The following is a 17,176-nucleotide window of genomic DNA, read 5'->3' on the forward strand; positions in this document are numbered from 1 at the left end:
GCGGCCTAAGCTTGCCCGGCGAGCTGAGTAATTCGTCGATCGAGGAGAAACCATGAAGCTCTACTACACCCCGGGGGCCTGCTCCCTGGTTCCGCACATCGTCCTTTGCGAACTGGGCCTGCCCTACGAATTGGAGAAGGTAGATCTGAAAAGCCATAGCATCGAAGGTGGAGGGGATTACTACAACGTCAATCCCAAGGGTTATGTGCCGACCCTGCAGCTGAACGACGGCCAGCGGCTCACCGAAAGCGGGGCCATTGCCTTGTTCCTCGCCGAGAAGCTGCCCGAAGCCGGTCTGCTGCCGTCCAATGGCACCCTGGAGCGGTTCCGCGTCCAGGAGTGGCTGTTCTTCATCAGCAGCGAACTGCACAAGGAAATCGGCCAGCTGTTCAATCCGCAGATCACGCCCGAGTGGAGGGAGGCCGCGCTGGCCGCCCTCGATCGACGTCTGGCCTACGTCGACAAGGTGCTCACCGGACAGGACTACCTGAATGGTGCACGCTTCTCCGTGGCCGATGCCTATCTGTTCACCGTGCTGAGCTGGACCAAGCCGCTGGACATCGATCTTTCTTCCTGGCCGGCCCTGCGCGCCTTCCAGGAGCGCGTGGCGGCGCGGCCTGCCGTGCAGAAGGCAATGCAGGCGGAGGGGTTGCTCTCGTAGCGAGCGGGGCAATCGCCGGACGGGCAGGGCCGCCTTTGTCGAGAAGCGCCTGACACCTTGATCCAAACGCTTCAACCGTGGGATGGGCCGGGCCGAAGGCCGTAACCTACCCACGGTGCCGCCGCTCCCGCCAGTGCCCCGATGCGACCCCTTCGCGTTTTGACAGCTGCGGATAATGCTGCCATAGCTTTTGATCGGCGCCAGGACCGGCCTGCCGCCCGCTCCAGGGATTCGGCATGAGCGCCCGGCATCCGGGCGGCGGAGGGCGGGGGAACGAATTCCCCTCCAGCCCATTCGAATTTCCCTGGGGGGAGGTGTCCCCGATGCCCACCTTCGATGAGTTGCGCGGCTACCTCGTGTATATCCGCATCGTCCACCACATCCAGGGGCGCATCCGCCTCAAGCTGGTGACCGACTACGAGTCACTCGCCCGGCGGGGCCGGCAGGCCCGGCAATTCCAATCTATTCTGGATCGCACACCAGGCGTTCATTCGGTGCGGGTCAATGTGCTGGCCCGTTCGTGCTCCGTGGAATACGACCCGCAGGTGATTCCGGCCGAGGCCTGGGACGATTTCCTGGCCGGTGTCGAGTCGCCTGCCGCGGCCACCCTCGAGCGGATTCTGCGTGAGATCTATCGGGAGATCATGCATGAAAAACTATGACGAGCCGATTCTGCGCAGTCAGAGGATCGATCCCGCCGCCCCCTTTCCAATCCTGCACCAGGCCGTGCGTATCGCGCTCTACGACGAATACGCTGCCCACAGCTTCTATGCCAGGGTCGTCGAGGCGTTCGGTCCGCGTCCGCCCTTCGCCAATATCCTGCGTTCGGAGGAACGGCACATCGCCACGCTCTCGAACCTGTGCCAGCGCTTCGGCATTCCCCGCCCACTGAATCCCTTCCCGCAGGAAACCATGGTCGATCCCAGCTGGCTGGTCAACTGCGAGCGTGCCGTCGCCGGCGAGATCGCCAATATACGCCTTTACGAATACCTGCTCACCCAGGTCGCCGAGCCTGAAGCGCGCCGGGTATTTCAGAACCTGCAGGCGGCCTCGCTGGAGCGGCACCTGCCGGCTTTCCGCCAGGCGGTGCTGGAGGCCATGGCGCAGGAGCGCTACCACGCGGTCAGGGGCATCCCGCCACAGCAGGCCTATGTGCATCACGGTCCGCTCTCCGCCTTCATGGAAAGGGCGTTCGCCCATCTGGGCATCCATGCAGGACCACTCGGCATTTTCAGCCCCCTCTTGCGTCACAGCCATCCCGCCATGCTGGCCGGCATGGTGGCAGGCGGAGCAGGGATCTACCTGTTGAAGAACCGGCCCGGTCGAAATCAAAAGGAGAACTGAGATGTTCCATATCATTCCCTTTGCCGTCGGCATAGTGACGGGAGCTGTCGTACTCAAGCTGTTCAAAAGCGACAAGACCCAGGAGGGCCTGGAAAAGGCCCAGGGCAGCCTGCGCGGCGCCACCGTATCCAGCCTGGAGGCGATCGAGAGCGCTTCGGCGCGGGCGCGAGCCCGCCTCGGCGGGAAAGAGGGGGCGTCCGCGGCCTCCGGCGAGCCCGCGAGCCCTCTGAGTGAAGAAGAGGAGGCGGCCACGGCGCGGGCCGCAGCCGAACCGGTGACGGGCGCGCAAGGCGGAGCGGGCGCGCGCGAGCCCCATCACTGGACCGCCAGCGAGTCCCTGGAGGGCACTGAGGGCAAGCAGGGGGGGCGGACCCCATGAGATATCCACTCCTCGCCTATGGCCATTATGCGGCTTATCCACCGATCCCCATGGCAGCGCGCGGCGACAACGAATTCACCCGCGCTTTCGTTGCCAGCGCCTGCCTCTCGGCGTTCCAGGGCGTGTCCCATCCGACGTCGCCGGCCCAGCTCAAGCGGGTGCTGCGGCATGCCCTGCAGGGCGGCACGGCATTTGCCGCCGGAGCCCGGGCCGCGGCGGCAGTCCGCTATGGCGACTACTCCGGCGCACTGGTCAGCGCAGCTGTCGGCGCCACCGGCGTGCTGCTGATCGAACAACTGCTGCGTGATGCGGCTCGACTCGACGAGAAGGGGTAACAGGATGGCCAAGAAGCATAAGTACAAGAGGCAGCGCGACAGCGGGGGGCCATATTCCATGGGCTACGGCATGGGCTATGGCGACATGCCGCCCTATGCTGCCGGGCCGCAGTATGGCGAGGGCGGCGCCTATGGCGCCTATGGTGGTGGGCCGCAGCAAGGCTTCGATCCGCGCGACGGGATTTATGGCGGGGCCTACCACCACCGTCGGGGCTACGGCTATGGATACGGCTACGGCGCAGGCGCTCCGGGCGGCGGCTTTCCCGGCGCCGGCCTGTTCGATGCCGGTTTGCTGCAAGGCATGCCGGCCTTCCTGCAGTCGCGCAATGCCGAGCAGTTCCTGCTCGGCGCGGTGCTCGGCGTGACCGCGGCCTGGGTGCTGGCCGACGAGGAGCTGCGCGGCAAGCTGATCAAGGCCGGGATGAAGCTCTATGCGGGCGTCGCCGGCGGCTTCGAGGAGATGAAGGAGCAAATGGCCGACATCAAGGCCGAGGTCGCCACCGAGCGCCACGGAGAGGTCTGATGGACGGTGCCTGGTTCGCCCGGGTGCAGCCGCTGCACCGGACGGTCGGTCGGGTACGTTTCCGCTACCGCTGCCGGGCGGGCATGCCGCTCGATGCGCGCAGCATCGAGCACGAGGTCAGTTCCCTCAAGGGCGTACTGCAAGTGCGCGTCAATCCGACGGTGCGCTCGCTGGTGGTGGAGTTCGAGCCGGGCGTCACCGACGTCGACAGCCTGGCCAGCGCTATTCTCGCGCTCTCGCCATCGGGCCTGCCGCTGCCGGCCGCCAACCATCGGCACAGCGAGGCCGCGCGCCTGGGGGCGGTGGCCATGAGCGGCGCCACCCTGCTGGCGACCCGCAGCCTGCAGCCGAGCCTGCAGGCGCCGGTCTCCTTCGGTGCCGCCGTGCCCCTGCTCGGCGAGGCGGTCGACGACTTCCTCGAGAAGGGCATCACCTCCCATGTGCTGGAGGCCCTCGCGGTGGGGATCTCGATCAGCCGCAGCGATTTTCTCGCCGCCAACACCACCTCCTTCCTGCTGGCCCTCGGCGAATACCTCGAAGAGTCCATCGAGCGCCGCTCCGACGAGCTGCTGAAACACTTGTTGCGGCCGACGGAGGGCGAGGTGTGGGTCGAGCGCAATGGCGTCGAGACGCTGATCGATGCCGCCGAGGTGCAGGTCGGCGACAGCGTGATCGCCGCCACCGGCATGGTGATTCCGGTGGACGGCACCGTGCTCGGCGGCGAGGCGCTGGTGAACGAGGCGACCATGACTGGCGAGAGCGTGCCGGTGGTGCGCCGGCGCGGCGACCGGGTGCTGTCCGCCACCCTGATCGAGGAGGGCCGCCTGCGCATCTACGCCGAGCGGGTCGGGCGCCAGGCCGCCGCCGCGCGGATCGCCGACTTCGTCGAGCAGTCCCTCTCGGTGAAGAGCGAAACCCAGCTCGAAGCCGCGCGCCTGGCCGACCGCCTGGTGCCGATGGTGCTCGGCCTGGCCGGCCTCACCTGGCTGTTATCCGGCGACGGGCAGAGGGTCGCAGCGGTGCTGCAGGCCGACTATTCCTGTGCCCTCAAGCTCGCCACCCCGGTGGCGTTCAAGGCAGCGATGTACCGCGCCGGGCAGTCCGCGATCCTGATCAAGAGCGCCAAGGCGCTGGAGCGTCTGGCGCGGGCTGACACCTTCGTCTTCGACAAGACCGGCACCCTGACCACCGGCATGCTCAAGGTGACCGACTCGATCGCCTTCAACGCTGCCTATACCTCGGAAGACTTGACCAACCTGGCCGCCTCGGTCGAGGAGCACTACGTCCATCCGGTCGCCCAGGCGGTGGTGGCAGCGGCCCATCGCCTCGACCATCCGCACCACTTCGACCACCAGGCCGTGCAGTTCGTCGTCGCCCATGGCGTGGCGAGCGTGATCGACGGCCAGCGGATCGTGGTCGGCTCGCGGCATTTCATCGAGGACGACGAGGGGGTTTCCACTGTTGCCCATGCCGAGGTGATCGAACGTCTGCGCGCGGAAGGCAAGACCCTGCTCTACATCGGCTTCGGCGGCGAACTGATCGGGGTCCTGGCGATGACCGAGCGCGTGCGTGACAACGCCGCCGAAACAGTGGCGCGGCTGCGCGAGCTCGGCATCCGGCGCATTCTGATGCTCACCGGCGATCAGCCGGAGCGCGCCCGCGCATTGGCCGAAGATCTGGGCCTCGACGAGTTCCGCGCCGGCCTGCTGCCGGAGCAGAAGGTCGAGGTGCTGCAGCAGCTCGCTGCCGAGGGCGCGCGCATTGCCTTCGTCGGCGACGGAGTGAACGACGCGCCGGCGCTGAGCGGCGCCCTGGTCGGCATCGCCATGCACCACGGCGCCGACATCGCCCGCCTGGCCTCCGACATCACCCTCCTCGAAGACGACTTTTCCCGGGTCGCCGACGCCCGGGCGCTGGCCCTCGCCACACGGCGGCTGATCGATGGCAACTTCAAGCTCACCGCCGGCCTCAACACCAGCATCCTCGGCGCGGCGGCCTTCGGCCTGCTGACCCCGGTGGCCGCCTCGATGCTGCACAACGGCAGCACCATCGCCATCCTGCTGCGCGCGCTGGCCGGCGCCGGCCTGCCGCGCGAGCCCGGGGCACGGGCGAAGCGCCGCACCGCGATGCGCGCCGACACCCAGCATTCGACCGCTGGCCTGCAAACAGGCCACTGACCAACACCAGGAACAGGGAGGTTTGCCATGCTGCTCAGAGATCTGCACGTCGGCGAGCACGCCAGGGTTATCGGTTTTGCCGAAGGCGGCAGCGCTTATCGCCGCAAGCTGTTGTCGATGGGCCTCACGCCGGGTGCGGAAATCAGCGTCACGCGGGTGGCGCCGATGGGCGATCCGGTGGAAATCCGTGTGCGCGGCTTCGCACTGTCGCTGCGCCGGGACGAGGCCGACGCACTCTCGGTGGAGCGGCTGGAATGAAGATCCTCTACAGGATCGCCCTGGTCGGCAACCCCAACTGTGGCAAGACCACGCTGTTCAACGCCATGACCGGCTCGCACCAACGGGTCGGCAACTGGCCGGGAGTGACCGTCGAGCGCAAGAGCGGCGAGTACGGCTTTCGCGGGCTGCGCTTCGAGGTCGTGGACCTGCCGGGCACCTACTCGCTGGACGTGACCGACCAGGAGGTGTCCCTCGACGAGAAGCTCGCCCGCGACTATGTCCACGGCAACGAGACCGATCTGGTGATCAACATCGTCGATGCCGCCAACCTCGAGCGCAACCTTTACCTGACCAGCCAGCTCGCCGAGATGCGCGTGCCGCTGCTGGTGGTGCTCAACATGGTCGACGTGGCCGAGGCCCGGGGCATGACGCTGAACGCCAGGGCCCTGGCCGAGCGCCTGGGCTGCCCGGTGGTGCCGGTGGTCGCCTCGGAAGGCGAGGGCATCGAGACGCTCAAGGCGGCCATCGCCGAGGCCGTCGCCGGACATCGTGGCGCGACCGCAGAGGTCGCCTACGAGGCGGCGCTGGAGGAAGCGATCGCCAGTTTGGCGCCGCAGCTGGCGGAGACCGCCGCCCATGCCGGCACCTCGACGCGCTGGCTGGCGGTGCGCCTGCTGGAGGGCGACGATCTCGCCCGACAGACCGCCGGCAGTGCGCTGAGCGGGCAGGCGGAGGCGCTTGCCGCGAAGCTGGGCGAGGACCTCGACATCCAGGTGGCCGATGCCCGCTACGGGCTGGCCAACCGCCTCGCCGGCGAGGTGGTCGGCATCGGTGGCCGGGTCGGTCGCGACCTTACCGAGCGCATCGACCGCGTGGTGCTCAACCGCGCCCTCGGCATCCCGATCTTTCTGGCGATGATGTATCTGATGTTCATGCTCACCATCAACCTCGGCGGCGCCTTCATCGATTTCTTCGAACAGTTCGTCGGGGCGCTGCTGGTGGACGGTCTGGGTGCGCTGCTGGCCGGCCTCGGCGCGCCGGGCTGGCTGGAGCTGCTGTTGGCCCAGGGCGTCGGCGGCGGCCTGCGGGTGGTGGCGTCCTTCATTCCAATAATCGGCTTTCTGTTCCTGTCCCTGTCGCTGCTGGAGGATTCCGGCTACATGGCCCGGGCCGCCTTCGTGATGGACCGCTTCATGCGCTGGATCGGCCTGCCGGGCAAGTCCTTCGTGCCGCTGCTGGTCGGCTTCGGCTGCACAGTGCCGGCGATCATGGCGACCCGCACCCTGGAACACCGTCGCGACCGCCTGATGACCATCGCCATGGCGCACTTCATGTCCTGTGGCGCCCGCCTGCCGGTCTATGTGCTGCTGGCTGCGGCCTTCTTCCCTGAGGGTGCGCAGAACGTGGTGTTCGGCCTGTACCTGATCGGCATCGCGGTGGCAGTGCTGACCGGGTTGGTGCTGAAGAACACCCTGCTGCAGGGCGAGGCCACGCCCTTCATCATGGAGTTGCCGCCCTACCATGTGCCAACCGTGCGGGGTGTGCTGATCCATGCCTGGGACCGCCTGAAGCGCTTCATCTTCCGCGCCGGGCGGGTGATCGTGCCCATGGTGCTGGTGGTGAACGTGCTCAATGCGGTAGGCACCGACGGCAGTTACAGCAATGAGAACAGCGACCGATCGGTACTGGCGGCCGTGGGCCGCGGCGTCGCGCCGGCCTTCGCGCCGCTGGGGCTGAACGAGGACAACTGGCCGGCGGTGGTCGGCATCTTCACCGGCGTGCTGGCCAAGGAGGCGGTGGTGGGCACCCTGAGCGCAGCCTATGCGTCCCTGGCGGCAGGCCCGCAGGATGCCGGCGAGAGGGCACCCCGCGCCGTGGGGGCAGGCATCGCAGCCGCCTTCGCGACCATCCCCGCCAACCTCGCCGCGCTGTTCGACGGCTGGCTCAAGCTGCTGCCGGGCAGCACTTCCTGGCGCCGGGATGTCGCCGGCATCGAGGCGCAGAGCCAGAGCCTGCCGGACGCGGATCAGGCCCGGACCAGCGGCATCTTCGGCGCCATGGCGAGCCGCTTCGACGGGCGCGCCGGCGCCTTCGCCTACCTGCTGTTCATCCTGCTCTACATGCCCTGCACCTCGGCAACCGCGACGGTCTATCAGGAGTCCGGCCCCCGCTGGACGCTGTTCGTGGCGCTCTGGACCACCGGGCTGGCCTATGGCGTGTCGACCCTGTTCTATCAGGCGGCGACCCTGACGCGGCACCCGCTGTCCTCGCTGGTCTGGATCGGTGCGTTGCTGATCGGCTTCGGCCTGCTGCTCTACGCCATGCGCCGTTTCGCCGGGCGCGGCGGCGAGGCGGCGGCCGTTCCCCAGAGGACTTGAGGAGGAAGAGCATGATTCTGTCGGAGATCGGCCAGTACCTTCGCCAGCATGGTCGGGCCAGCCTGCGCGATCTGGCGACTGCCACCGGCAGCACGCCGGAGGCGGTCGAGGCCATGCTCGCCACCCTGGAGCGCAAGGGCCGCGTGCGTCGCCTGTCAGCCGGATCTACCTGCGGCACCTCCTGCTGCAAGTGCGATCCGGCCACGCTCGCGCTTTACGAGTGGATCGGCGAGTGATACCTCCTGAGCGCCGCGGAGGCAGCCGATGGATATCCCCCCCACGCTGCTGGTGATCGGCATCCACCGCGAGGAACTGGCCTTCGGCCAGGCCGTGGCCGGAGGCGTGGACCCGGCGCAGGTGGCGGTGCTGGAGATCCCGGAAGGGCTGTCCGGCCAGCAGCCTCCCGCCGCGCGGCGCTTCCAGTACGAGGCTCTGCACCGGGCGTTGTACCTGCAACTGCTGCCCCATGTGCTGAATCGTCACCGGCTGCTCGTCGATCTGCACAGCGGCTTTGATCCGCAGCTCGGCGCTGACCTGATCTGTGCCGATCCGGTGCTGTGCGCCTGCCTGCGCACGGCCGTGGCCGGTGCCGAGCGCCTGGCCGGCACGGAGGTCCGCGTGGTGCCCCTCGGCGACGAGGGTGCCGATCTGCACGCGCGCACCATCATCCCGCCGCAGGTGTGGCGCAACCCGGCGTTTCACTACCTGGGCCTGGAGATCTACCTGCCGGAGACAAGCCAGGCGTGGCCGAGCGCCCGCGAGCTGGCCCGCGAGCTGATCGCCATCGCTGCCGGTTGCGCCGGTCAGTACGATGCCCCATGAGCGCAATCCCGGACCGCGACGGCGTGGCCCCGCTATCGCTGCTGTGCCGGCTGATGCTGCTGTTCTTGCTGACAGGCCTGGCGCCGACGCTCGCCGCGCCGCCGGAGCACGCCGGTTCGCAGACGATGGAGGTGTTCGTGCGCGACGGCTGCCCGCATTGCAGCGCGGCCAAGGTGTTTCTCGTCGAGCTGGCTGCCGGGCGTCCGGAGCTGCGCATCGTCCTGCGCCCGGTGGACCGGGATGCCGCGGCCCGCGAGGACCTGCTGCGGATTTCCCGGAAGGCTGGGGTCTGGCCACCCGGGGTACCGACCTTCGTGATCGGCGAACGGGTTCTGGTGGGTTTCGACAGTGCCGAGCACAGCGGCGCCGAGCTGATCGCGCTGATCGACCGCCAGGCGGCGCCCGCCGACGCGGTCGAGACGGGGCTGTTCGGCACGCTCAGCGTGGAGCGCCTGGGGCTGCCGCTGTTCACTCTCGCCCTGGGTCTGCTCGATGGTTTCAATCCTTGCGCGATGTGGCTGCTGCTGTTTCTCCTTTCGCTGCTGGTGCGCCTGCATGACCGCCGGCGGATGGCGCTGGTTGCCGGCACCTTCGTACTGGTCAGTGGCGCGGTCTACTACACCTTCCTGGCCGCCTGGCTCAATCTTTTTCTGCTGGTCGGCGTTTCCACGCTGCTGGCCCGGCTCCTCGGCGGCCTGGCCCTGGTCATCGGCGCGGTCAACATCAGGGACGGTCTGCGGCCGGGGGGCGACTTCGCGCTGTCGATACCCGCCTCGGCCAAACCCGGGCTGTATGCCCGCCTGCGCGCCATCCTGCAGGCCGACAGGCTGCTGCCCGCGCTCGCCGGCATTGCCGTACTGGCCGTGATGGTGAATTTCATCGAACTGCTGTGCACCGCCGGCTTTCCGGCGATCTATACGGCGGTCCTCGCCCGACAGGCGCTGACTCCGACAGTCCACTACGCCTATCTGGGCCTGTATATCCTGGGTTACCTGGCGGACGATGCGCTGATGGTCGCGAGCGCGGTGTTCGCCCTCGGTGGACGCAGGCTGTCGGAGCGGGCAGGGCGCTGGCTGAAGCTCCTGAGTGGGGTGGTCATGTTGGCATTGGGCGGCGTCATGCTGCTGCGGCCCGGATGGCTGGGGTAGGGCGGGGCCTTCTCGCCGCTCCCGGCGACGCTTTCATGTTTCAGGGCTACTCTTTTTCCGAAGGGGGGAGGCCTTCCACTGGGTCCGGGAATCGAGGCGGCCCCAGACACCTCGTTTTTCTTGGATGGGAAAAGGAAGGAAAACCGGCATGACCGAGAAAAAGCTCACCACGGCGGCGGGCTGCCCCGTCGTCGACAACCAGAATGTCATGACCGCCGGCCCACGCGGTCCGCAACTGCTGCAGGACGTCTGGTTCCTGGAGAAGCTGGCCCACTTCGACCGCGAGGTGATTCCCGAGCGGCGCATGCACGCCAAGGGCTCGGGTGCCTACGGCACCTTCACCGTCACCCAGGACATCAGCCGCTACACCCGGGCGAAGCTGTTTTCCGCAGTGGGCAAGCAGACCGAGCTGTTCGTGCGCTTCTCCACCGTGGCCGGCGAGCGCGGCGCGGCCGACGCCGAGCGCGACATCCGCGGCTTCGCGGTCAAGCTCTACACCGAGGAGGGCAACTGGGACCTGGTCGGCAACAACACCCCGGTGTTCTTCCTGCGCGATCCGCTCAAGTTTCCCGACCTCAACCACGCGGTGAAGCGCGACCCGCGCACCAACCTGCGCAGCGCGAAAAACAACTGGGATTTCTGGACCCTGCTGCCCGAGGCGCTCTACAGCTTCATCAACGCTCAAAACGAGCGCTACTGGGTGAAGTTCCACCTCAAGTGCATGCAGGGCATCCGGAACCTGAGCGACGCCGAGGCGGAGGCAGCCATCGGCAAATGCCGGGAAACCCACCAGCGCGACCTCTACGAGGCCATCGAGGGCGGCGATTTCCCGAAATGGCAGTTCTGCGTGCAGGTCATGCCGGAGCAGGACGCCACCAAGGTGCCGTACCACCCCTTCGACCTGACCAAGATCTGGCCGCACAAGGACTACCCGCTGCAGGAGGTCGGCATCCTCGAGCTGAACCGCAACCCGGACAACTACTTCGCCGAAGTGGAGCAGGCCGCCTTCAATCCGGCCAACGTCGTGCCGGGGATCGGTTTTTCGCCGGACAAGATGCTGCAGGGCCGGCTGTTCTCCTATGGCGACGCCCAGCGCTACCGGCTCGGCGTCAATCATGCCCATATCCCGGTCAACGCCCCGCGCTGCCCGGTGCACAGCTATCACCGCGACGGCGCGATGCGCGTCGAGGGCAATTTCGGCAGCACCCTCGGCTACGAGCCGAACGACTATGGCGAATGGCGGGAACAGCCCGACTTCCGCGAGCCGCCGCTGGCGCTGGCGGGTTCGGTGGATCACTGGAACTTCCGCGAGGATGACGACGACTACTACTCGCAGCCCGGCGCGCTGTTCCGCCTGATGATGCCCCAGCAGCAACAGGTGCTGTTCGAGAACACCGCCCGCGCCCTGGGCGATGCGCCGGAGGAGGTCAAGCGGCGCCATGTCGCCAACTGCGGCAAGGCCGAGCCGGCCTACGGCGTGGGGGTGGCCAGGGCGCTGGGGCTCGACTGAGCGTCGGAAACATCGTTTCTTCGAGAGGAGGGTTCCCATGGAAAACCGCAAAGGCAGGACTCCTGCCATCGATATAGGCATCGATGCCGCAGATCGTGAAAAGATCGCCGATGGCTTGTCGGCACTACTCGCCGACAGCTACACGCTCTATCTGATGACCCACAACTTCCACTGGAACGTGACCGGCCCGCAGTTCAACACGCTGCACCAGATGTTCATGACCCAGTACACCGAGCAATGGGCCGCCCTCGACCTGATCGCCGAGCGCATCCGCGCGCTGGGCTTTCCGGCGCCGGGCACCTACAGGGAGTTCGCCAAGCTGGCCTCCATCGAAGAGGTGAAGGGGGTGCCAAAGGCCGGCGAGATGGTCCGTTACCTGGTCTCCGCCCAGGAGGCGACCGCCCGCACCGCCCGCAAGCTGTTCCCGGTGGTCGACAAGGCTGGCGACCAGCCGACGGCCGATCTGCTCACCCAGCGCCTGGAGGTGCACGAGAAGACCGCCTGGATGCTGCGCAGTCTTCTGGAGGAATAGGGTCTGTTAACACTACTCCACGCGGCGCGCGCGAGTAGCGTTAACAGGCCCTAGGCCCACGGGGAAGGGCGTGGTCGGGAGAGCGCTCAGCGCACTAGCGAACGCCGGTGCACGCCCAGGTGCACGCCCAGGCAGGCCACGAACAGGCCGCCGGTGATGGCATGCGCGCCTTTCTTGCCGGCCGCGGCCAGCGCCAGCGAGGCGGTCAGACTGCCCAGCATGCCGAGCTTGGCGCCGCGGTTGATCTGCATCTTCAGCGAGCGCCGGCGCGGCGGGTGGGGCCGGGCCAGCTCGGCGTCGATGGTTGCGTCGACCGCCGCCTCCAGCGCCTCGACCGCGACCCGCGCGGCATCGAAGTGCAGAACGATGCTGCCGGCGCGCGCATTGGGCTGGAGGCTGTCGATGCCTTCGAGGCCGGCCAGCGCTTCCTCTATCCGGGCCAGGCGCGCCTGGTCCCGCAGCGCTCTGTCACGGATACGGATGCGCCCGGGCAGTGCGGAAACGATACGACTCATGGGTGATTCATCCTGTACGGCAGATGAACGACTGCCCCGGCAGCCATGGCTTTGGCATGGCTGTCCGCGAGACGGAGGTGGGAAGTCGTCATCAACGGGGGTATGCGAAAATCAGCAATTGATAATTATACGCATTTGGGTTTCGAGGCAAGTAAAACCGGATACCCGGTTAGCCTGGCAGCTATCCAGCAGGGAGAGGCTTAAGAAAGGGGCGATGACGCCTGGCCTTCGGCCGAGGGGGTATCGCTGCGTTCACCCGATCCGGGTGCATCCTACCCTGCGTGCTCCACCCGGTTGCGTCCGTTGCGCTTGGCCTTGTACAGCTCCGCGTCCGCCAGGCTGAGCATGTGCTCGAGGTCGAGCGAGCCATTCTCGCAGACGGCGACGCCGAAGCTGGAGGTGCACCGAATATGGGTCGAGCCGTATACGAGGGTGGTGGCGGCGATGGTTTCGCGCAGGCGTTCGGCGGCGATCAGCGCCTCGGGCAGGGTGGCTCCCGGGAGGATCAGGGCGAACTCCTCGCCGCCGAGGCGTCCGGCGATATCCGCCCCACGCACATGCTCACGCACGCTGTTGGCCACCGCGACCAGTACCTTGTCGCCGACGAAGTGGTTGTAGATATCGTTGATCTGCTTGAAATGATCCAGATCGAACATGACGACAGCGATGGGGCTGGCGGCGCGTGCTGCCTGCCTGAAGGCCTGCAGGCCCAGCTGGAAGAATGCCCGGCGGTTGTTCAGGCCGGTCAGTTCGTCGATGTGCGCCAGGGCTTCGGCCTGCCGCTTGGCCTCGGCAAGCTCCACCTCGATGCACTTGCGCTCGGTGATGTCGATGGCGATCTCGATGCGCACCAGGCGGCCGTCCGTCCAGTGCTGAGCCTGGTCTCGGCATTCGTACCAGCGACCAGTGCGGGTGTTGCGGATTTCCCAGACATAGATGCCGGCCGGCTCGCCGTTGGCATCAAGGAGGTGGGGGTTGCTGCAGAAGTCGCAGGGGCCGGTCTGTCCGGCCTGCAGCAGCTGCCAGCATTTCATCCCCTCGGGATCGCCATAGAGCTTGCGCCCGTAGCTGTTGAGAAACAGCAGGTCGTAGGTGTGCATGTCCGCCACATAGACGATGGCATCGATGCTGTTGAGGATGATTTCAAAGCCGGCAGCACGGCTGCAGTCGCAGGTCGTCTTTGGCCTGCGGCTGGTTTTTTTTCGGTTGCTCCCTGGCGAATGCATGTCCGATCTGCTGCTGGGCCGGCACTCCGGCCGGCTGGAATACACCCGCCTGCCGGAGGCGGCAGACGGAACCTGGGAGCAGGATAGATCAAGCCGTCACTATTCGGTGGGCTTTCACATCGGGCTGCCGAGCGGCGGCTTGCATGGCTGGCAGACGGGGCAGGGAGCGAGCGTCCGGCGCGCCGGTTGCCGCGGTCTGCCCTGTTCGTCTGTCCTGTTCGTCAGTCGATCTCGCCGAGTACTTCGCCCACGGCGTCGAACAGGCGGTCGAGTTCGGCGGCGGAGCTGGTGAAGGCCGGGCCGAACTGCAGGGTATCGCCGCCGAAACGCACGTAGAAGCCCTGGCGCCAGAGCTGCATGGCCGCCTCGAAGGGGCGCACCAGGGCATCGCCATCGCGGGGGGCGAGCTGCAGGGCGCCGGCCAGGCCGCAGTTGCGGATATCGAGGAGGTGCCGCGTGCCGCGCAGGCCGTGCAGGGCGTTCTCGAAGTGCGGGGCCAGCTCCGCCGCCCGCTGCACCAGGCTCTCGCGCTCCAGCAGCTCCAGTGAGGCGAGGGCGGCGGCGCAGGCGACCGGGTGAGCGGAATAGGTGTAGCCGTGGGCGAACTCCACCGCGTATTCGGGCAGGTCCTGCTCCATGAAGGTGTCGTAGATCTCGCGCCTGGCCACCACCGCGCCCATGGGAATGGCGCCATTGGTGAGCTGCTTGGCCAGGTTGAGGATGTCCGGCACCACTCCGAAGCGCTCGGCGCCGAACAGCGCGCCGGTGCGGCCGAAGCCGGTGATGACCTCGTCGAAGATCAGCAGGATATCGTGGCGGTCGCAGATCTCCCGCAGCCGCTTGAGGTAGCCCTCGGGCGGGACGATGACGCCAGCCGAGCCTGACATCGGCTCGACGATCAGCGCGGCGATGTTCGAGGCGTCGTGCAGCTCGATCAGCCGGAGCAGCTCGTCGGCCAGTGCTGGGCCGCCGTGCTGCGGCAGGCCGCGGCTGAAGGCGTTTTCCGCCAGCAGGGTGTGCGGCAGGTGATCGACGTCCATCAGCGGGCCGAAGGCCTTGCGGTTGCCGCCGATGCCACCCAGGGCGGTGCCGGCAACGTTGACCCCGTGGTAGCCGCGGGCACGGCCAATCAGCCTGGTCTTGCCGGCCTTGCCCTTCAGGCGCCAGTAGGCGCGGGCCATTTTCACCGCGGTATCGGCGCATTCCGAGCCGGAGTTAGTGAAGAACACATGATCGAGGCCAGCCGGGGTCAGGCTGGCAATCTTCTCCGCCAGGCGGAAGGACAGCGGATGACCGAACTGAAAGCCAGGGGAGTAGTCAAGACTGCCCAGCTGGCGCGCCACGGCCTCGGCGATCTCCCGGCGGCCGTGCCCGGCGCCGCAACACCAAAGGCCGGAGAGACTATCGAAGATCTGCCGCCCGGCAGCATCGGTCAGGTAGTTGCCTTGCGCCGCGACGACCAGCCGGGGGTCACGCTGGAAGTTGCGGTTGGCAGTGAAGGGCATCCAGTGAGCACGCAGGTCGAGTCCGTCGGCCTGGGGGGAGCGGATTTCCAACGGCTGATTCATGGGGGCCTCGCAGGGGATCTGTCGCAATAGCACCGTCTGGTAAGTCGAGCGTTCGAAACGGAACAGGCCAGGACGCCGATGCCCCTGCTCAACCCAACGCTAGCCCGCGTGCTCAAGCAATGCATTATCCGCTTGAGATCATGCTCAGCTGTATGCGCTGGTACGTCGCCTACCCATTGAGCCTGCGACATCTTGAAGAAATGATGGCCGAGTGCGACGTGTCGGTCGATCACTCGACAGTGCATCGCTGGGCGCTCAAGCTGCTACCAGCGCTGGAAAAGATGTTTTATCGGCGTAAGCATGCTGTCGGCAAGCGTTAGGCCGGGGAGGATGTCAAAAGCCTTTGGTGCCCTCGACTTGCTCAAGGTCATCGAAGAATACCTGGCGGCGCTTTGGACAGGTAGATATGGCTATCAATGAAAACACTATCGGGGACGGGCTGGCCCTGAGCTAGACGCTTTAGTATCCGGTAGCTCTGGCGGCCGATCTCGCGGCTTTTTATGCCCAGATAGGCCTGCACCAGGCCATCGTCAAGCAGCGAGAGCTGTGCCGCATCGGGTTCGTTGACGACCATGATGATGGTCGGACGCGCGCCCTTTTCATCAAGTTCGGCGAGCAACGGGCCGATCTGTCGGCGGAACTCTTCTGCCTTGTAGATTAGCCAACTGCCGGGGATGACAATCGCATCAACCCGACTACTGGATTTCAGTAGAGTAGCAAGCTTGAACAGGGCGCTTGGTGGATCGTTGGTGTTATAGAGGGGGCAGCGTTTCAATTCACTCCAACCGTTCTCGCCATTCAGCGGGTTGGCGGCTCCAGGCTCGGCTTGATCACCGCGCAGCTGCTGGCGGATGCCCTGGATGCGTTCTTGGAGGTTGGTTTCCTCTGGGCCTCCGCTCAAGATACATAGCTTCCCGCCTTGCGGCCTGAAGCGTTGGGCAAGCATGCCCAATTGCTGGCCGAAAGCAGGGTTGTCGAGTCCGACGTAGCTTCGGCGCAGATGTCTCTCTGCGGGCGCCAAGTCTGAGTTGACGGTGATTAGTGGCGTCTTGCCCACTCGTTTCAGCGCGTGATCAGCCAGCCATTTCGAATGGGTCACTGCCAGGGCGATACCGTCCAGATTTCTATCGAGGGCTTGCTCCAAGACTTCATTCTGCCGGCGAAAGTGCGACGGTCCCGATGAACCCAGCAACAGACAGATATCGCCCTCCGCTTGGGCAGCCTCAGCACAGCCCTCGCCCGCCTGGATGAAGAACGTCTGGTCTACCCGCTTGGCGATCAGCGCGAACTGCAAAGGCTGTGCTCCAGCAGGGACAATAGGTTGCAGCCCGCAAATTAGAACCATTGCGGAAAGAAAGCGGAAAGATAACGATCTTTTCAAAGCCGATTCTTGCCGTTTACAGCACCTTTGCAGGGAGGATAATCTCTAAATATTCGCTAGGCATGGCCAGTGGTCGGAACGCATTACTTTTTTCAAATTTACACATGCTTTGACATGTGCCTTCGTTTGAGAATCAAGCTCGAAACCATCCGTCGAACAGGGGCAACTCTACTAGTGGCCTATGCGATTGGTTGACTCAAGTTCGGATGACCGGGGCGCTGAAATTGGCTAATTGAATCAACCAAACAGGCCACTATCTTTCTTTAGCGCCTGGCACCGACGATCGTCAGGCCGATCAGGCGTGAGAGCTTGTGAAAAAACCCACCGGGCCTGCGCTCTGCGAGAATAGGCGCAGGGTTTGGACCGGAGGCAAGAGATGGCAGGCACAGGTGGCGAGCTGTTCGACGATCTACCTATTCCAGACGCACGGCCCGCGCCGTCCCTCAAGGCTGCGGCGG

19 protein-coding genes are annotated in these 17,176 nt (G+C 66.2%); 15 read left to right on the forward strand and 4 right to left on the reverse strand.

Annotation, left to right across the window (positions count from 1 at the left end):
- The first annotated feature begins 52 nt into the window (after positions 1–52).
- The 14 genes from gstA to ACYVD0_RS05860 all read left to right on the forward strand — a co-directional run bounded on the left by gstA (position 53) and on the right by ACYVD0_RS05860 (position 12,028).
- Positions 53–661 (forward strand): glutathione S-transferase family protein, encoded by a 609-nt coding sequence (gene gstA, locus ACYVD0_RS05795; protein ID WP_460425928.1) that lies wholly within the window; start codon positions 53–55, stop codon positions 659–661.
- 323 nt (positions 662–984) lie between these two features.
- On the forward strand, positions 985–1,323 hold the full coding sequence (locus tag ACYVD0_RS05800) for an HMA2 domain-containing protein (RefSeq protein WP_460425929.1): 339 nt from the start codon (positions 985–987) through the stop codon (positions 1,321–1,323).
- Positions 1,310–2,005, forward strand: coding sequence for a ferritin-like domain-containing protein (locus ACYVD0_RS05805; protein WP_460425930.1), 696 nt, complete (start codon positions 1,310–1,312; stop codon positions 2,003–2,005). The genes ACYVD0_RS05800 and ACYVD0_RS05805 overlap by 14 nt, the downstream gene beginning before the upstream one ends.
- A gap of 1 nt (position 2,006) precedes the next feature.
- Entirely contained in the window at positions 2,007–2,384 is a 378-nt protein-coding gene (locus tag ACYVD0_RS05810; protein WP_460425931.1) for a hypothetical protein, read from the forward strand.
- The gene (locus tag ACYVD0_RS05815) at positions 2,381–2,719 is read left to right on the forward strand and encodes a hypothetical protein (protein ID WP_460425932.1); all 339 of its coding nucleotides are present in this window, start codon (positions 2,381–2,383) and stop codon (positions 2,717–2,719) included. The genes ACYVD0_RS05810 and ACYVD0_RS05815 overlap by 4 nt, the downstream gene beginning before the upstream one ends.
- Positions 2,720–2,723: 4 nt before the next feature.
- Positions 2,724–3,242, forward strand: coding sequence for a hypothetical protein (locus ACYVD0_RS05820; RefSeq protein WP_460425933.1), 519 nt, complete (start codon positions 2,724–2,726; stop codon positions 3,240–3,242).
- Entirely contained in the window at positions 3,242–5,419 is a 2,178-nt protein-coding gene (locus ACYVD0_RS05825) for a heavy metal translocating P-type ATPase (RefSeq protein ID WP_460425934.1), read from the forward strand. Before ACYVD0_RS05820 ends, ACYVD0_RS05825 begins: the two co-directional genes overlap by 1 nt.
- A gap of 27 nt (positions 5,420–5,446) precedes the next feature.
- A complete protein-coding gene (locus tag ACYVD0_RS05830) occupies positions 5,447–5,677 on the forward strand; it encodes a FeoA family protein (RefSeq protein WP_460425935.1) in 231 nt (76 codons plus the stop codon).
- The gene (feoB, locus tag ACYVD0_RS05835; protein WP_460425936.1) at positions 5,674–8,016 is read left to right on the forward strand and encodes a ferrous iron transporter B; all 2,343 of its coding nucleotides are present in this window, start codon (positions 5,674–5,676) and stop codon (positions 8,014–8,016) included. The genes ACYVD0_RS05830 and feoB overlap by 4 nt, the downstream gene beginning before the upstream one ends.
- 11 nt (positions 8,017–8,027) lie before the next feature.
- Positions 8,028–8,252 (forward strand): FeoC-like transcriptional regulator, encoded by a 225-nt coding sequence (locus ACYVD0_RS05840; RefSeq protein ID WP_460425937.1) that lies wholly within the window; start codon positions 8,028–8,030, stop codon positions 8,250–8,252.
- Positions 8,253–8,280: 28 nt separating this feature from the next.
- The gene (locus tag ACYVD0_RS05845) at positions 8,281–8,838 is read left to right on the forward strand and encodes a hypothetical protein (protein ID WP_460425938.1); all 558 of its coding nucleotides are present in this window, start codon (positions 8,281–8,283) and stop codon (positions 8,836–8,838) included.
- Complete coding sequence (locus tag ACYVD0_RS05850) at positions 8,835–9,986, forward strand: glutaredoxin family protein (RefSeq protein WP_460425939.1); 1,152 nt, start codon at positions 8,835–8,837, stop codon at positions 9,984–9,986. Before ACYVD0_RS05845 ends, ACYVD0_RS05850 begins: the two co-directional genes overlap by 4 nt.
- 148 nt (positions 9,987–10,134) lie before the next feature.
- The gene (locus ACYVD0_RS05855) at positions 10,135–11,496 is read left to right on the forward strand and encodes a catalase (protein WP_460425940.1); all 1,362 of its coding nucleotides are present in this window, start codon (positions 10,135–10,137) and stop codon (positions 11,494–11,496) included.
- A gap of 37 nt (positions 11,497–11,533) precedes the next feature.
- Positions 11,534–12,028, forward strand: a complete 495-nt coding sequence (locus ACYVD0_RS05860) for a Dps family protein (RefSeq protein ID WP_039804617.1) — start codon at positions 11,534–11,536, stop codon at positions 12,026–12,028.
- Between the two features lie 86 nt (positions 12,029–12,114).
- Here the strand turns inward: ACYVD0_RS05860 and ACYVD0_RS05865 are convergent, their stop codons facing one another.
- The 3 genes from ACYVD0_RS05865 to aptA form a co-directional block, all read right to left on the reverse strand.
- The gene (locus tag ACYVD0_RS05865; protein WP_460425941.1) at positions 12,115–12,543 is read right to left on the reverse strand and encodes an HMA2 domain-containing protein; all 429 of its coding nucleotides are present in this window, start codon (positions 12,541–12,543) and stop codon (positions 12,115–12,117) included.
- 272 nt (positions 12,544–12,815) lie between these two features.
- Positions 12,816–13,769 carry a GGDEF domain-containing protein gene (locus tag ACYVD0_RS05870; protein WP_460425942.1) on the reverse strand — a complete coding sequence of 318 codons (954 nt, stop codon included), beginning with the start codon at positions 13,767–13,769 and terminating at the stop codon, positions 12,816–12,818.
- 221 nt (positions 13,770–13,990) lie between these two features.
- A complete protein-coding gene (aptA, locus tag ACYVD0_RS05875; protein WP_460425943.1) occupies positions 13,991–15,337 on the reverse strand; it encodes an omega-aminotransferase AptA in 1,347 nt (448 codons plus the stop codon).
- Positions 15,338–15,456: 119 nt separating this feature from the next.
- Between aptA and ACYVD0_RS05880 the strand changes: the two genes are divergently transcribed.
- Positions 15,457–15,657, forward strand: coding sequence for a hypothetical protein (locus ACYVD0_RS05880; protein WP_460425944.1), 201 nt, complete (start codon positions 15,457–15,459; stop codon positions 15,655–15,657).
- 47 nt (positions 15,658–15,704) lie between these two features.
- Here ACYVD0_RS05880 and ACYVD0_RS05885 read toward each other — a convergent pair whose 3' ends face one another.
- Positions 15,705–16,631, reverse strand: a complete 927-nt coding sequence (locus tag ACYVD0_RS05885; protein WP_460425945.1) for a substrate-binding domain-containing protein — start codon at positions 16,629–16,631, stop codon at positions 15,705–15,707.
- Positions 16,632–17,176: the final 545 nt, after the last annotated feature.

Source organism: Azotobacter armeniacus (genome assembly GCF_054779355.1).

Bases quoted from the DNA above. Each gene is read 5' to 3' on its own strand.
- gstA (WP_460425928.1), top strand. From the start codon at position 53: ATGAAGCTCTACTACACCCCGGGGGCCTGCTCCCTGGTTCCGCACATC.
- ACYVD0_RS05800 (WP_460425929.1), top strand. From the start codon at position 985: ATGCCCACCTTCGATGAGTTGCGCGGCTACCTCGTGTATATCCGCATC.
- ACYVD0_RS05805 (WP_460425930.1), top strand. From the start codon at position 1,310: ATGAAAAACTATGACGAGCCGATTCTGCGCAGTCAGAGGATCGATCCC.
- ACYVD0_RS05810 (WP_460425931.1), top strand. From the start codon at position 2,007: ATGTTCCATATCATTCCCTTTGCCGTCGGCATAGTGACGGGAGCTGTC.
- ACYVD0_RS05815 (WP_460425932.1), top strand. From the start codon at position 2,381: ATGAGATATCCACTCCTCGCCTATGGCCATTATGCGGCTTATCCACCG.
- ACYVD0_RS05820 (WP_460425933.1), top strand. From the start codon at position 2,724: ATGGCCAAGAAGCATAAGTACAAGAGGCAGCGCGACAGCGGGGGGCCA.
- ACYVD0_RS05825 (WP_460425934.1), top strand. From the start codon at position 3,242: ATGGACGGTGCCTGGTTCGCCCGGGTGCAGCCGCTGCACCGGACGGTC.
- ACYVD0_RS05830 (WP_460425935.1), top strand. From the start codon at position 5,447: ATGCTGCTCAGAGATCTGCACGTCGGCGAGCACGCCAGGGTTATCGGT.
- feoB (WP_460425936.1), top strand. From the start codon at position 5,674: ATGAAGATCCTCTACAGGATCGCCCTGGTCGGCAACCCCAACTGTGGC.
- ACYVD0_RS05840 (WP_460425937.1), top strand. From the start codon at position 8,028: ATGATTCTGTCGGAGATCGGCCAGTACCTTCGCCAGCATGGTCGGGCC.
- ACYVD0_RS05845 (WP_460425938.1), top strand. From the start codon at position 8,281: ATGGATATCCCCCCCACGCTGCTGGTGATCGGCATCCACCGCGAGGAA.
- ACYVD0_RS05850 (WP_460425939.1), top strand. From the start codon at position 8,835: ATGAGCGCAATCCCGGACCGCGACGGCGTGGCCCCGCTATCGCTGCTG.
- ACYVD0_RS05855 (WP_460425940.1), top strand. From the start codon at position 10,135: ATGACCGAGAAAAAGCTCACCACGGCGGCGGGCTGCCCCGTCGTCGAC.
- ACYVD0_RS05860 (WP_039804617.1), top strand. From the start codon at position 11,534: ATGGAAAACCGCAAAGGCAGGACTCCTGCCATCGATATAGGCATCGAT.
- ACYVD0_RS05865 (WP_460425941.1), bottom strand. From the start codon at position 12,543: ATGAGTCGTATCGTTTCCGCACTGCCCGGGCGCATCCGTATCCGTGAC.
- ACYVD0_RS05870 (WP_460425942.1), bottom strand. From the start codon at position 13,769: ATGCATTCGCCAGGGAGCAACCGAAAAAAAACCAGCCGCAGGCCAAAG.
- aptA (WP_460425943.1), bottom strand. From the start codon at position 15,337: ATGAATCAGCCGTTGGAAATCCGCTCCCCCCAGGCCGACGGACTCGAC.
- ACYVD0_RS05880 (WP_460425944.1), top strand. From the start codon at position 15,457: ATGCATTATCCGCTTGAGATCATGCTCAGCTGTATGCGCTGGTACGTC.